This window comes from Variovorax sp. AB1(2024) (assembly GCF_037482385.2).
Lineage (GTDB): Bacteria > Pseudomonadota > Gammaproteobacteria > Burkholderiales > Burkholderiaceae_C > Variovorax.
In genome coordinates, this window is sequence record NZ_JBBHKP020000001.1 from 273,347 (window position 1) to 286,273 (window position 12,927).

The window sequence follows — 12,927 nt, forward strand, 5'->3', positions numbered from 1 at the left end:
CGTCGGGATACTCCGGTTGTTACACCCCGGACATCCGAAGCGGGTCCAACCCGAAGGCACAACAACGATGGCAGGCAAAAACTCGCTCCACCCGATCCCGCATCCGGCGAAGAAGCCCTTCGTCGGGAACCTGCTGTCGATCGGCTCCGATTCTCCCGTGCTCGACATGTGGAAGATCGCGCAAGACCTCGGTGGCATCTACTGGCTCGACATGCCGGGCATGCCGGTGATCGTGGTGTCTTCGCCCGCGCTGGTCGACGAGCTGTGCGAGGAAGCCCGCTTCGACAAGAGCACACGCGGTGCCTTGCGCCGGTTGCGCGCCGCGTCGCATGGCCTCTTCACATCGGACACGCACGAAGAGACCTGGTCGAAGCCGCACAACATTTTGCTGGCCAACTTCAGCCAGCGCGCGATGCAGGCCTACCACCCGATGATGCTGGACATCGCCGGGCAACTGGTCACCAAGTGGGAGCGCCTGAACTTCGACGAAGAGGTGGACGTGGTGCGCGACATGACCGCGCTCACGCTCGACACCATCGGCCTGTGCGGCTTCGGCTATCGCTTCAACTCCTTCTACCGCGAAGGCTTCCATCCCTTCGTCGACGCGATGGTACGCACGCTGGAGACGGTGCAGAACCGCCGCGGACTGCCGCTCGAAGAGCTGATGCTGAAGAAGGAGCTTGCGCAGCAGCGCAAGGACATCCGCTACATGCACAAGATGGTGGAAGACATCATCGAGGAGCGGCGCGCGAGCGGCGCCGACATCGCCACCAAGCCCGACCTGCTGAGCTACATGATCGCGGGCGTGGACAAGAAGAGCGGCGAGCAGCTCACCGACAAGATGATCCGCGACGAGTGCATCGAATTCCTCATCGCGGGGCATGAAACCACCAGCGGCCTGCTCTCGTTCGCCATCTACTTCCTGCTGAACAACCCCGAGGCCATGGCCAAGGCGCAGGCCGAGGTCGACAACGTGTTCGGCCCCGACACCACACAGAAGCCCACCTATGCGCAGGTCAACCGCCTGCAGTACGTGATGCAGGTGCTGAAGGAATCGCTGCGCCTGTTCCCGACCGCGCCGGCCATCTCGATGCGCGCCAAGGAAGACACGAAGATCGGCGGCCAGTACACCATCAAGAAGAACAACATGGTCATCATGCATGCGCTGGCGCTGCATCGTGACAAAGGCATCTGGGGCGAGAACGCCGACCGGTTCGACCCCGACAACTTCAGCCGCGAGGCCGAGCGCGAGCGGCCGGTGAACGCCTTCAAGCCTTTCGGCAACGGGCAGCGCGCCTGCATCGGGCGGCAGTTCGCACTGCAGGAGGCGGTGCTCACGCTGGGCATGATCCTGCAGCGCTTCAACCTGGTGGACCACACGGGCTACAAGCTGAAGATCAAGGAAGCGCTCACCATCAAGCCCGAGGGCTTCAGGATCAAGGCGCTGTTGCGCGACCCGGCCACGCGCCCGCGCGGCAACATGACCGACGCGGCGGCCGCGCCGGTGCAGCCCGTTCAGGCCGCCGCGGCGCGCAAGCCGCAGGCCGCGCGCCACGGCACCTCGCTGCTGGTGCTGCAGGGCTCCAACCTCGGCACCGCCGAAGACCTGGCGCGCCAGCTCGCCGAAGCGGGCGAGATGCGCGGCTTCTCCACGCAGCTGGCCTCGCTCGACGACTATGCAGAGCGGCTGCCGGCCAACGGCGCGGTGGCGATCGTCTGCGCTTCCTACAACGGCGTGGCGCCCGACAACGCGGCCGAGTTCCACCGCTGGCTCGACAAGGCCGACGACGCGCTCAACGGCGTGCGCTTCAGCGTGTTCGGCTGCGGCAACACCGACTGGGCCGCCACCTACCAGGCCGTGCCGCGCCGCATCGACGAACGGCTCGAGGCACTGGGCGCCACGCGGGTGCATCCGCGCGGCGAGGGCGATGCGCGCGAAGACATGGACGGCGCCTTCCAGGACTGGAGCGACGCGCTCTGGCCCGAACTGGTGAAGGCCTTCGACATCAAGACCGGCGCCGACACGCCCGCGCAGAGCGAGCCGCTCTACACGCTGGAAGAGCTGCCGCCGCCGCAGAAGAACGCCATCGTCGATGCGCTGGGCGCGGTGGCGCTGCGGGTCATCGAGAACCGCGAGCTGCAGAAAGGCGGCAATGGAGAAGCCGGCCGCTCCACCCGCCACGTCGAGCTGATGCTGCCCGAGGGCCTGGTCTACCGCGCCGGCGACCACCTGAGCGTGGTGCCGCGCAACAGCCCGGCGCAGGTCGAGCGTGCCATGGCGCGCTTCGGCTTCGACCGCACTGCGCATGTGCGCCTGCATGCCGTCGCGGGCCGCAAGGCAGCGCTGCCGGTGGAGCAGGTGATTGCGGTCGACCGCCTGCTGGGCGACTACGTCGAGCTGCAGGACGTGGCCACGCGAAAGCAGATCGCCACGCTCGCGGCCTACACCGAGTGCCCGTTCACCAAGCCCAAGCTGGTGGCCCTCTCGGGCAGCGACGAGGCTTCGCAGGCCGCATACAAGGCCGACGTGCTCCACAAGCGCAAGTCGCTGCTCGACCTGCTGGAAGAGCACCGCGCCTGCCAGGTGCCGTTCGCGGTGTTCCTCGAAATGCTGTCGCCGCTGTCGCCGCGCTACTACTCGATCTCCTCGTCGCCGACGATGACGCCGGGCAGGTGCAGCGTGACGGTGGGCGTGGTGAGCGGCCCGGCCAAGTCGGGCATCGGCACCTTCGAGGGCGTGTGCTCCAACTTCCTGGCGCGCGCCGAGGCCGGCGACACGGTGCACGGCGTGGTGCGCGAGACCACCGCCGAGGGCTTCAGGCTGCCGGAAGATGCGAGCCGCCCGCTCATCATGATCGGCCCCGGCACCGGCCTCGCGCCGTTCCGCGGCTTCCTGCAGGAGCGCGCGGCGCAGATAGAAGCCGGCAACGCGCTCGGCGAGGCGCTGCTGTTCTTCGGCTGCCGCCATCCGGAGCAGGACTTCATCTACGCCGACGAACTCCAGGCCTGGGCGCACCGCGGCGTGATGAAGCTGCACACCGCGTTCTCGCGCGCGGGCGAGCGCAAGGTCTACGTGCAGGACCTGATCCGCGAGCAGTCAGCCCATGTGTGGAAACTGCTCGAAGCAGGGGCCGTGGTCTATGTGTGCGGCGACGGCTCGCGCATGGAGCCCGACGTGCGGCGCACGCTGAGCGACCTGGCGCGCGAGCATGGGCACGACAGCGCCGCGTGGATGGACAGGATGATTGCGGACCAGCGTTATGTGCTGGACGTGTGGGCGGGCAGCTGAAGAAGGAGTCCCGAGGGCCCGGCGGCGCTCAGGCGTCGAGCGCCATCACCTTGTCGGAGAGGCCGTGCGGCCCGGCGTCGGCCTTGACACCGATGGCGGCTCGGCACATGCGAACCAGCGCCTCGGTGACCGAGACGATGGCCAGCTCATACATCGCTGTGGGTCGAGCCCTGTCTCCACCATGCCCTCCCCGGTCGGCGTGACGACTCGACCTGCTTGAGCATCGAGCGCATCGACTCCAGGAAGCCGACATGCTTTATGCGGGAATAGACAGGTGACGGGCTGTGCATGGTGCCACTATTGTTTTAGGCAGGCCGGAGATGCCGCAAGCCACGGAAGCAGGACGTCTATACGCCGGGGCCGCGCTGGGAGAACAGCAGGTCCGGCGCCGAGAGTGCCTGGCTGAGCGAGCAGAACCTGCGCTTCGGCAATACGCTGGGCATTGCCCTGCTGGGGCCGATCTTCGGTGCGCCCGGTGCAGCAACACGTGTTCTCGGAGGAAGCGAGGAGCAGGTGGCAGCGGCCAATCAGGTCGGCGCGGCCGCATTCGATGCGGCCGCTGCACACGTGGGGCTTGGGGGCGGAAAGCGTGGTTCCGAGCCTCTGACAAGACCCGGGGAAAGCGCTCGCGGCGCTCCTCTCGAACCAGTCGGCCGGCCCGTCGGAGGAAAGTTTTCGACGCAGAGTCCACCACCAGAGCCCCCTGCGCAGGGCACTGTTGTTCGACGCCTTCCACCCCCGGCACCGCCGCCCCGGCCCACGGTTCAATACGACAAGAAGCAGCTACAAGCCAAATACAAACATGCCAGAGACTTCGGCGTGAACGATCCTTGGAGCAGGAATGCTGCCGCAAACTATCAGTCGGCCCTCGATGCACACGTGCAGGGTGCGGGCACGCAGATGATCGGCGGAACGTATCGTGGCGATCCTGTCATCCACTATCTCAACCCCTCCACGGGCTTGAACGTCATGACAGATACTTCGCACAACTTTCTTTCCGGATGGCGGCTCAATCCGGCCCAGATCACCAACGTCCAAACAAGAGGCAGCCTGTGACGAACGACAAGTACGATTTCGACAAGGAAGTGAACATCACCCTGTCGCAAGCCAAGATGGCCATCCTGATGGAGATCTGCACCAAGATTGCCCGGTTCGGGCTCGCCCCGGAAGAGGAGCACGTCCTGAGGGAGATCGAATCTGCAGCCGAGTCGGAGATCGACTTCATCTTGGACCCGGACTACAAGTCGATGATGGAAAGTATCAGGAGCAAGCTCCGAGCCGAGCTAGACCTTTAGAGCCCGGACATCGGCCGCGCTGGGCCGAGTGGCAGCGGCACAGTTCGGACCGGATGGATTTTGAAGACGGGTTCGGATGTTCCCGAACGAGTCAATTCGATTGACGGCGCCGATCCACTCGGCCAGCCACCAGCCAGGTCTTGTCAGGCGTCGCGGTCCGGATCCGGATACACCAGCGGCCCGAGCAACCCGCGATTGAACGGCTTCCACTGCCCCTCGGGCTGCGCCAGCCGGTCAGCCACCGCATAGAGCACCGCCGGATGCCCGCCCAGCCCCAGGTGGCTGGCCAGCACCTCGATGTTCTCCGACTGCGGCCCGGTCTTCTCGATGCTGCAGCGCCATGCCACCACACCGTCGGTGCGGCTGAAGATCGAGGTCGTCGGCACCGGCGGCGTGGGCTGCACGAACTTCATGCGGCGCGGATCGTGCGAGCTCTGCCCGCTCACGCCTTCGTACACCCGCCATGCGTTGGTGGCGCGCGGGCTGCCCGAAAACGGACTGCCCAGCGTGATGACGTTGCGGATCATCGGCGCATAGGAAGAAGCCAGCAGCCGTGCGTAGACACCGCCCAGGCTCCAGCCGATCACGCTGACCTTCTTGCCGCTCTTCTCGTGCAGGGTCTTGAGCAATTCGACCATGCCGTCTTCCACGCCCTCGCGCGGACCCAGGTTGCGGCCCAGGCCCCAGCCGTGCGCGTCGTAGCCGCGGCTGCAGAGGTAGCGGCGCAGCAGCAGCGTGGAACCGTCGCCCGCCACCAGCCCCGGCAGCACCAGCACCGGATGGCCGTCGCCGCGCGGCGTGAGCTGCAGCAGCGGCCACATCGCGATGCCCGCGCCGGTTTCCCACAGCGCGCGGGCTTCGGCAAGCAGCAGCAGGCGCGACGGCGGCGCGATGGAGTCGTGGGCTCGGGCGTGGGTGGCGGTGGACATAGTGGATGGATCCTTGCTGGTTTTTATCTTCTTCAAGACGAAGTTGGGGCTGCAGCAGCCAATGCCCCGTCGGACAACAACGACATTTATCCGAGGTATTTGCCCCTCAGGTAATCGAGGTAAGCCCTCGATTCGCTCGAAACATACGGAGAAACCAGCGTGAGCGTATAGAAGGCCGCCAGGCCGGGGTCGGCCTGCGCCAGGGCGTCGCGCCCCGGCACGAGCCGCTCGAACGACAGCCAGCAGGTGGTGGTGAACACCATCTGAAGCGCCAGGATGCGGGCCTGCTCGGCACTGGTCTCGATCACGCCCGATGCCACCAGCCCTTCGCACAGCGCCTGCGCGGCCAGCAGGTTCTGCGCCGTCAGCGCCTGCGCGCGCTGGCCGAGCGCGGGGTATTCGCCGGCCAGGAAGGCCATGTCGCGGTAGATGAAGCGGTACTCGTCGATGGCCTCGAAGCGCAGGTGCAGGGCCAGCCACAGGTCGTCGATGGCGGCGATGGAGGCCGACGAGCCGTTCAGCGCTTCCATGCGCTGCTCGAAGCGCCGGAACAGCCATTCGACGATGAGCTGCTTGGCCTTGAAGTGGTAGTGCAGGTTGCCGGGGCTGATGCCCAGCTCCGCAGCGATCTTGTGTGTCGACACGGCCGCGAGGCCCTGTGCGTTGAACAGCGCAAGGCTGGCCTGCAGGATGCGGTCGCGCGTGGTGTTGGAGCTGGCCACAACCGGGGCGTTGCGTTGTGGCCGCTCAGCGTTTGCCGCGCGCGCGCGGGGCGGCCGTGGCGACAGTGGCGGAGCCTTCGAGCTGCGCCACGCGTTCGCGCAGTTGCGCAACCTCGTCGCGCAGGGCCTGCACTTCGTCCGCGCCGGGCATGCCCAGGCGCTGCAGGGCGGTGGCGACGCGCTGGTCGAACACGTCCTCGAACTTGCGGATGCCGAAGCCGTCGAGGCCGAGGCCGGGCACCTTGCCCTGCCCGATGCCGAGCAGGCCTTCGATCACGTTGGCCTGGCGCTTGGCGACGTCGTTGCGCACGTTGTCCAGCGCCTTGAGGCCGGCGCGCAGCAGGCCTTCGGCCTTGCCGGGCTGCGCCGCGGGCTTCCTGGCGGCGGGCGCTTTCTTCTTCACGGCCGGAGCCCTCTTTTTGGCAGGCGCCGCCCTCTTCTTCGCGTTTGCGGTTTCGTCAGGACGGGTCGCCATGCAGGTGCTCCAGATGCCGGAAAAATGAAAAGGGCGCCGAGAGGCGCCCCGGGGGTCAGGCCGCCTTGCGGGCAGCAGCGCGGCGAACCGGCTTCTTGGCGACGGCAGCCTTGGACTTCACCGTGCGAACCGGCTTGGCGGCTTCTTCGGCGCCGCTCACACGGGCTTCGATCTGCCTGGTACCGGCGACGATCTTGTCGGCGATCTGCACCGAGACGGTGGCGATCGGCTGGTTGATGGCGCTCAGCGTGTTGATGACCGAGGTGGCCACCGGCGATTCGACGCGCGCCACGCGGGCGGCGACCGTTTCGATGCCGGTCGTGGTGCCCGCGGCCACGCGGTCCATCACGTTCACGATGCGGCTGGTGTCGATGTCCAAGCGGTTGGCCAGGAAGCCGTTGACCTTCTCCTGCGCGCCGATCAGGTTGGCCTTGACCTTCTCGCTCACCATCGGGATCTGGCGGCTGCCCAGGAAGTCGCTGTAGCGCGAAGCGGCGCCGTTCAGCAGGCGATGCACGCCGGCGCGGTAGGCGCCGACCAGGGTCTTGCCCGCGTCGTTGTACTGGCCGACGACGTGGACGGCTGCGGAAGCGATGGTGGTTTGCGTGGACATGGTGTGGTTTCCTTGAAGTTGAAAGGTTCGCGAAGGAAACGGGGTGTCTTTCGCGATGGACCCATCTTCTTCCGCAAGGCCTAGGCCTGGAAAACTAGAACGGTCGGAAAACTAGTCCAACTGCCCCAATTTTCTTTTCATGCCGCCGCGGCCCGCGAAGCGCCGGAACGCTTGGCCGGAGCGGCCTTGCGCGCCGGCGGCTTGGGGGCCGTGGGCTTGGGGGCGGGCTTGGCCTTCCTCGCCACCGCCTTGGGAGGAGCCTTGGCGGGCGCCTTCGCCTTCACGGCCTTCACCGCCTTCCCCGCCGCCGCGACCTTCACCGGGGCCTTCTTGCGCGCGGCCGGCTTCTTCTTCGCGGCAACCGGCGCGGCGGCCGCCGCCTCGTCGGCAGGCGCCTCGACCGTCTTCGGAGGCACCGGCGCGGGCGCGGCGCCCGCGGCGGCCGGGTGCTTCTGCGTCAGCTCCATCAGCAGCTTGTGCTCGGCCAGCAGGTAGTCGCCGATCTCGGTGATGTCGGGCACGGCGCGGCGGCAGGCGATCAGGCCGTAGTCCATGCGGCCGTTGTAGCTCTGCACCGTCACGTTCAGCGCCGTGCCGTGGCTGGCGATCGATACCGGGTAGTAGCAGGTGACGAGCGCGCCGGCAAAGTACATCGGGAACGGCGCGCCGGCCACGTTGGAGATGGCCACGTTGGCCGCCGGCGGCAGCAGGTTGACGATGCCCGAGCGCCCCACCATCGACGCGATGCCCGACACCAGCCAGGGCGCGGCGAAGGTCGGGAAGTCGTCGAGGATCACCGCCTTGAAGCGGTTCATGGTCGACTTCGACGCGGTGGAAGACGCATTGATCGCTTTCAGCCGCTGCAGCGGGTCGGTGATGTCGGTGGCCAGGCTCACCAGGATCATGCTGGCCTGGTTGTTGGCCGTCTGGTCGCCGGCCTCGCGCAGGCTCACCGGCACGCCGGCCACCAGCGGCTTGGCCGGCAGCTCGTTGTTGTCGGCCAGGTAGTGGCGCAGCGCGCCGGCCACCGTGGCCATGACCACGTCGTTGAGCGACACGCCGAAGTGCTTGGCGATGTACTTGGTCTCGGCCAGCGAGATGGTGCGCCCGGCGAAGGTGCGCTGGTTGGTGATCGACACGTTGAGCGAGGTGCGCGGCGCGAAGAGGTTGAACTTCTTCGGCGCGGCGGTCGTGTTCTTCTCGGCCGCCTTCTCGTCGGGCTTGGCCAGGCCGCCGATGGCGCGCGCGATGGCCGGCGCCATCTTGAAGAGCTTCACGTATTGCTGCGCCGTGTTGCGCAGCGCGGCGCTCGCGAGCTCGGCCATGCCCAGCTGGTAGCCGCTGCTGCGCGGTCGCGAGCGCGGCGGCTTCACCACGCGGCCCGTGGGCTCCAGGTCGAAGATGGCCTTGCCCACTTCCACGCCGGCCTGCCCGTCGATGCCCGCATGGTGCACCTTGGTGTAGAGCGCCACCTGCCCGCTCTTCAAGCCGTCGATGATGAAGAACTCCCACATCGGCCGGCTGCGGTCGATGAGCGTGGAATGCAGCCGCGCCACGTATTGCTGCAACTGCCGGTTGGTTCCGGGCTTGGGCAGGGTGATGTGGCGCACGTGGTAGTCGAGGTCGATGTCGTCGTCCTCGACCCACACCGGGTTGGTCATGTCGAAGGGCATCAGCGCGAGCTTGCGCGTGAACACGTCGGCCAGGTGGATGCGGCTGGCCATGAAGTTCTTGGCGTCTTCGTAGAAGTCGCCCTTGTAGCCCTTGGGCAGGTCGAGCACGTTCAGGGAGCCCACGTGCATCGGCATTTCCGGCGTTTCCAGGTGCAGGAAAGTGGCATCAAGTCCGCTCAGGTGTTTCATGTGTTGTGTCTCCTTGGTGGGGCGTGCGCCGCTTGGCAGGATAGCGCGGGCACCGCGTTCCGGGGCCGCTGGTTATTCAGTGTTTCCACCGGGGGAAGGCACTCGGGAGGCAGGGGTTTGCCCGAAGTAGCGAAAAAGTGCCATGTGCCGGCGGGCAGGGCCGCGACTGCTCGCGTCGCCCGTTTCACACAGCCTCCGTACACTGAGGCCATGACATCCAGCCTCCCCCCGCAGCAAGCCCAGGACGACCATCTCTGGCTCGAAGACATCGACGGCGACAAGCCGCTCGACTGGGCCCGCGCGCAGAACGCCCGCACCGTGCAGGCCTATGCGCGGTCGCCCGCGTTCGATGCGCTCCAGCAGGGCATCCTCGAGGTGCTCGACTCGGACGAACGCATTCCGATGGTGCGCAAGATCGGCGCGCGCTTCTACAACTTCTGGCGCGACAAGGACCATCCGAAGGGCCTCTGGCGCCGCACCACGCTGGACGAGTACCGCAAGCCGCAGCCCGCCTGGGAGACCGTGCTCGACCTCGACGCGCTGGCCGCGGCCGACGGCGAGAACTGGGTCTGGCACGGTGCCGACTGCCTGGAGCCCGACTACAGGCGCTGCCTGATCTCGCTGTCTCGCGGCGGCGCCGACGCCGACGTGGTGCGCGAGTTCGACCTGGAAACCGCGCAGTTCGTCGAAGGCGGCTTCTCGCTGCCCGAGGCCAAGAACCACGTGGGCTGGAAAGACATCGACCACCTCTACGTGGCCACCGACTTCGGCCCCGGCTCGATGACCAGCTCCAGCTACCCGCGCATCGTGAAGGAATGGCGGCGCGGCACGCCGCTGGCCGATGCAGTGACGGTGTACGAGGGCCTGCACGAGGACATGTCCGTCAGTGCCTGGCGCGACAACACGCCCGGCTTCGAGCGCGACTTCGTCACGCGGCAGATCGACTTCTACGAGAGCGAGACATGGCTGCGCGGCGCCGACGGCCAGCTCGTGAAGATCGACGTGCCCGACGACTCCAACACCGACATCACGCGCGAGTGGATGCTGATCGAGCCGCGCGAGGACTGGACGGTGGGTGGCCGCACCTACGCATCAGGCTCGCTGCTGGCCGCGAAGTTCGACGACTACATGGCCGGCAGGCGCGAGCTGACGGTGCTGTTCGAGCCCGACGACACCACCGCGCTGGACGACCACTCGTGGACGCGCAACCACCTGATCCTCAACGTGATGCACGACGTGGTGAACCGCCTCGAGGTGCTCACGCCGCCCGCCGATGGAAAGGGGCCGTGGAAGCGCGAGAGCCTGGGCGGCGCGCCCGCGCTCTCGACCATCGCGGCCGGCGGCATCGACGAGGACGAGAACGACGACTACTTCCTCACGGTGAGCGGCTTCCTGCAGCCGACCACGCTCTACATCGGCACCATCGGCCAGGGCGAGCCCCAGGTGCTGAAGCACAGCCCGGCGTTCTTCGACGCCTCGCGCTACCGCGTGAGCCAGCACTTCGTGCAGTCGAAGGACGGCACCCGCGTGCCCTACTTCGAGATCGCCGCCAAGGACCTGCAGGCCAACGGCAGGAACCCCACGCTGCAGTACGCCTACGGCGGCTTCGAGATTTCATTGCAGCCCAGCTACAGCGGCAGCATCGGCCGCGCATGGCTGGACCGGGGCGGCGTGTACGTCATCGCCAACATCCGCGGCGGCGGCGAGTACGGCCCGCGCTGGCACCAGGCCGCGCTGCAGGAGAACCGGCTGCGCACCTGCGAAGACTTCGCGGCGGTGTCCGAGGACCTCATCGCGCGCAAGATCACCTCGCCCGCCCACCTGGGCGCGATGGGCGGCAGCAACGGCGGGCTGCTGATGGGCAACATGCTCACGCTGTACCCGCAGCTCTACGGCGCGATCGTGAGCGAGGTCGCGTTGCTCGACATGCGGCGCTATACGCAGCTGTCGGCCGGTGCCTCGTGGATCGCGGAATACGGCGACCCGGAGCAGCCCGACGAGTGGGAGTTCATCCGCACCTTCTCGCCCTACGAGAACGCGAAGCCGGGCCAGGCCTACCCGCCGGCGCTCTTCACCACGTCGACGCGCGACGACCGCGTGGGGCCGGTGCATGCGCGCAAGATGCACGCGAAGATGCTGGCGCTGGGCTGCGACAGCAGCTTCTACGAGAACATGGAAGGCGGCCACAGCGCGGCTGCGGACAACAAGGAATCGGCGTTCATGGATGCGCTGGGCTATGCATATCTGTGGCAACACCTGGGGAAGCCGGCATGACCAACACCACCACCCTCGAACTGATAGGCGCCCCCACCGACATCGGCGCCAGCGTGCGCGGCGCCGGCATGGGGCCCGATGCGCTGCGCGTGGCGGGCCTGCCCGAGGCGCTGGCGAAACAGGGCTTCGCGGTGATCGACCGCGGCAACCTCGCCGGCCCCGCCACGCCGTGGGCGCCACCGGCCAACGGGCTGCGCCATCTGGACGAGGTGGTCACGTGGAACCGCTCGGTCTACGCCGCCGTCGACAGCGCGCTCGGCGCCGGCCATGTGCCGCTCATGATGGGCGGCGACCACTGCCTGGCCATCGGTTCGATCAGCGCGGTGGCGTGGCATGCGCGCAGGCGCGGCAAGAAGCTGCGCGTGCTGTGGCTCGACGCGCACTCCGACGTCAACACCGAGACCACCAGCCCCAGCGGCAACCTGCACGGCATGCCGGTGTCGTGCCTGCTGGGCCACGGGCCTTCGGTGCTCACCGGCTGGAGCGGCGAGCGCGCGGCGCTGGCGCACGAGGCCATCCGCTTCATAGGCATCCGCAGCGTGGACAGCGACGAGAAGGAAGCCATCCGCACGCTGGGCCTGAACGTTTTCGACATGCGCCACATCGACGAGCACGGCATGCGCACCACCATGACGGAAGCGCTGCAGGACGTGGACGAAGACACGCACCTGCACGTGAGCTTCGACCTCGACTGCCTCGACCCCGGCATCGCGCCCGGCGTGGGCACCGGGGTGCGCGGCGGGCCGACCTACCGCGAGATGCAGCTGTGCATGGAAATGATCTCGGACACCGGCCGGCTCTGCTCGCTCGACGTGGTGGAGCTGAACCCGGCCCTCGACGTGCGCAACCAGACGGCCGAGGTGGCCGTGGAACTCATCGAGAGCCTGTTCGGCAAGTCGACGCTGGTGCGTTAGCGGGTGGCCGGCATCGCGATGGCCAGCACGACGCCGACCAGCGCGACCACGGGCAGCAGCCACGCACCGATGATGACGCCGATGCCATTGGGCGGCGGCGGCGCGCCGAAGCGGTTGCGGCCCTTGGTGCCGCCCTTGAAGACCCAGATCAGCCCGACCAGGGGGATCAGTCCCAGCAGCAGCATCCAGCCCGACCAGTCCATGTCATGCGTGCGCTGGATCGCCACCAGCACATAGAAGATGAAATAGGGAATCAGGGCCAGCACGGTCACGATGCCGATGCCGACCGGCGTGCCCAGGCCCGCCGCGCCGATGATGCCGCCCAGCACGCCAGCCCCCGCGACGCACAGCAGGTACGAATACATCATGTACGCCAGGAAGCGCACCCGCCCGATGCGGCCCTTGGCGGACCAGAGCTTCACGGGCTGCACGCTCGCGTTGTCGTCGTAGACGTCGTCCACGGCAGCGCGGGGCGCTGCATAGGGGTTCGGGTTGAGGTTGGGATTGGCGTTGGTGAAATCCGTCATGTGTTTCTTCTCCTCTGACTGTTGGTA

General features: G+C 67.4%; 12 protein-coding genes. 5 read left to right on the forward strand and 7 right to left on the reverse strand.

Annotated features, from left to right (window positions below; all coding sequences use genetic code 11):
* Positions 1-67: 67 nt before the first annotated feature.
* Positions 68-3,289, forward strand: coding sequence for a bifunctional cytochrome P450/NADPH--P450 reductase (locus WIX39_RS01270; protein WP_409194368.1), 3,222 nt, complete (start codon positions 68-70; stop codon positions 3,287-3,289).
* 28 nt (positions 3,290-3,317) lie between these two features.
* Here WIX39_RS01270 and WIX39_RS01275 read toward each other — a convergent pair whose 3' ends face one another.
* Positions 3,318-3,443, reverse strand: a complete 126-nt coding sequence (locus WIX39_RS01275; protein WP_285414400.1) for a hypothetical protein — start codon at positions 3,441-3,443, stop codon at positions 3,318-3,320.
* A gap of 413 nt (positions 3,444-3,856) precedes the next feature.
* On the opposite strand from WIX39_RS01275, the gene WIX39_RS01280 reads away from it, so the two are divergent.
* Together WIX39_RS01280 and WIX39_RS01285 are read left to right on the forward strand one after the other, a co-directional pair.
* Positions 3,857-4,345 (forward strand): colicin D domain-containing protein, encoded by a 489-nt coding sequence (locus WIX39_RS01280; protein WP_409196305.1) that lies wholly within the window; start codon positions 3,857-3,859, stop codon positions 4,343-4,345.
* Positions 4,342-4,584, forward strand: a complete 243-nt coding sequence (locus tag WIX39_RS01285; protein WP_106936658.1) for a hypothetical protein — start codon at positions 4,342-4,344, stop codon at positions 4,582-4,584. The genes WIX39_RS01280 and WIX39_RS01285 overlap by 4 nt, the downstream gene beginning before the upstream one ends.
* Positions 4,585-4,727: 143 nt before the next feature.
* On the opposite strand, the gene WIX39_RS01290 is transcribed toward WIX39_RS01285, so the two are convergent.
* The 5 genes from WIX39_RS01290 to WIX39_RS01310 all read right to left on the reverse strand — a co-directional run bounded on the left by WIX39_RS01290 (position 4,728) and on the right by WIX39_RS01310 (position 9,185).
* On the reverse strand, positions 4,728-5,513 hold the full coding sequence (locus WIX39_RS01290; RefSeq protein ID WP_106936657.1) for an esterase/lipase family protein: 786 nt from the start codon (positions 5,511-5,513) through the stop codon (positions 4,728-4,730).
* An 86-nt stretch (positions 5,514-5,599) separates the two neighbouring features.
* On the reverse strand, positions 5,600-6,235 hold the full coding sequence (locus WIX39_RS01295) for a TetR/AcrR family transcriptional regulator (RefSeq protein ID WP_081269805.1): 636 nt from the start codon (positions 6,233-6,235) through the stop codon (positions 5,600-5,602).
* A gap of 25 nt (positions 6,236-6,260) precedes the next feature.
* A complete protein-coding gene (locus WIX39_RS01300; protein WP_234382289.1) occupies positions 6,261-6,638 on the reverse strand; it encodes a phasin family protein in 378 nt (125 codons plus the stop codon).
* A 127-nt stretch (positions 6,639-6,765) separates the two neighbouring features.
* Complete coding sequence (locus tag WIX39_RS01305) at positions 6,766-7,323, reverse strand: hypothetical protein (RefSeq protein ID WP_409194369.1); 558 nt, start codon at positions 7,321-7,323, stop codon at positions 6,766-6,768.
* 137 nt (positions 7,324-7,460) lie between these two features.
* The gene (locus WIX39_RS01310; RefSeq protein ID WP_409194370.1) at positions 7,461-9,185 is read right to left on the reverse strand and encodes a WS/DGAT/MGAT family O-acyltransferase; all 1,725 of its coding nucleotides are present in this window, start codon (positions 9,183-9,185) and stop codon (positions 7,461-7,463) included.
* Between the two features lie 210 nt (positions 9,186-9,395).
* Here WIX39_RS01310 and WIX39_RS01315 point away from each other — a divergent pair, with 210 nt between their 5' ends.
* Both WIX39_RS01315 and rocF read left to right on the forward strand, forming a co-directional pair.
* Positions 9,396-11,459 (forward strand): prolyl oligopeptidase family serine peptidase, encoded by a 2,064-nt coding sequence (locus tag WIX39_RS01315; protein ID WP_409194371.1) that lies wholly within the window; start codon positions 9,396-9,398, stop codon positions 11,457-11,459.
* Positions 11,456-12,373 carry an arginase gene (gene rocF / locus WIX39_RS01320; RefSeq protein WP_409194372.1) on the forward strand — a complete coding sequence of 306 codons (918 nt, stop codon included), beginning with the start codon at positions 11,456-11,458 and terminating at the stop codon, positions 12,371-12,373. Before WIX39_RS01315 ends, rocF begins: the two co-directional genes overlap by 4 nt.
* On the opposite strand, the gene WIX39_RS01325 is transcribed toward rocF, so the two are convergent.
* Positions 12,370-12,900 (reverse strand): DUF805 domain-containing protein, encoded by a 531-nt coding sequence (locus tag WIX39_RS01325; protein WP_409194373.1) that lies wholly within the window; start codon positions 12,898-12,900, stop codon positions 12,370-12,372. The genes rocF and WIX39_RS01325 overlap by 4 nt on opposite strands.
* Between the last annotated feature and the right edge of the window lie 27 nt (positions 12,901-12,927).

Excerpts from the sequence above, each read along its gene's own strand:
- WIX39_RS01270 (WP_409194368.1), top strand. The coding sequence starts at position 68 with ATGGCAGGCAAAAACTCGCTCCACCCGATCCCGCATCCGGCGAAGAAG.
- WIX39_RS01275 (WP_285414400.1), bottom strand. The coding sequence starts at position 3,443 with ATGTATGAGCTGGCCATCGTCTCGGTCACCGAGGCGCTGGTTCGCATG.
- WIX39_RS01290 (WP_106936657.1), bottom strand. The coding sequence starts at position 5,513 with ATGTCCACCGCCACCCACGCCCGAGCCCACGACTCCATCGCGCCGCCG.
- WIX39_RS01305 (WP_409194369.1), bottom strand. The coding sequence starts at position 7,323 with ATGTCCACGCAAACCACCATCGCTTCCGCAGCCGTCCACGTCGTCGGC.
- WIX39_RS01310 (WP_409194370.1), bottom strand. The coding sequence starts at position 9,185 with ATGAAACACCTGAGCGGACTTGATGCCACTTTCCTGCACCTGGAAACG.
- WIX39_RS01315 (WP_409194371.1), top strand. The coding sequence starts at position 9,396 with ATGACATCCAGCCTCCCCCCGCAGCAAGCCCAGGACGACCATCTCTGG.
- rocF (WP_409194372.1), top strand. The coding sequence starts at position 11,456 with ATGACCAACACCACCACCCTCGAACTGATAGGCGCCCCCACCGACATC.
- WIX39_RS01325 (WP_409194373.1), bottom strand. The coding sequence starts at position 12,900 with ATGACGGATTTCACCAACGCCAATCCCAACCTCAACCCGAACCCCTAT.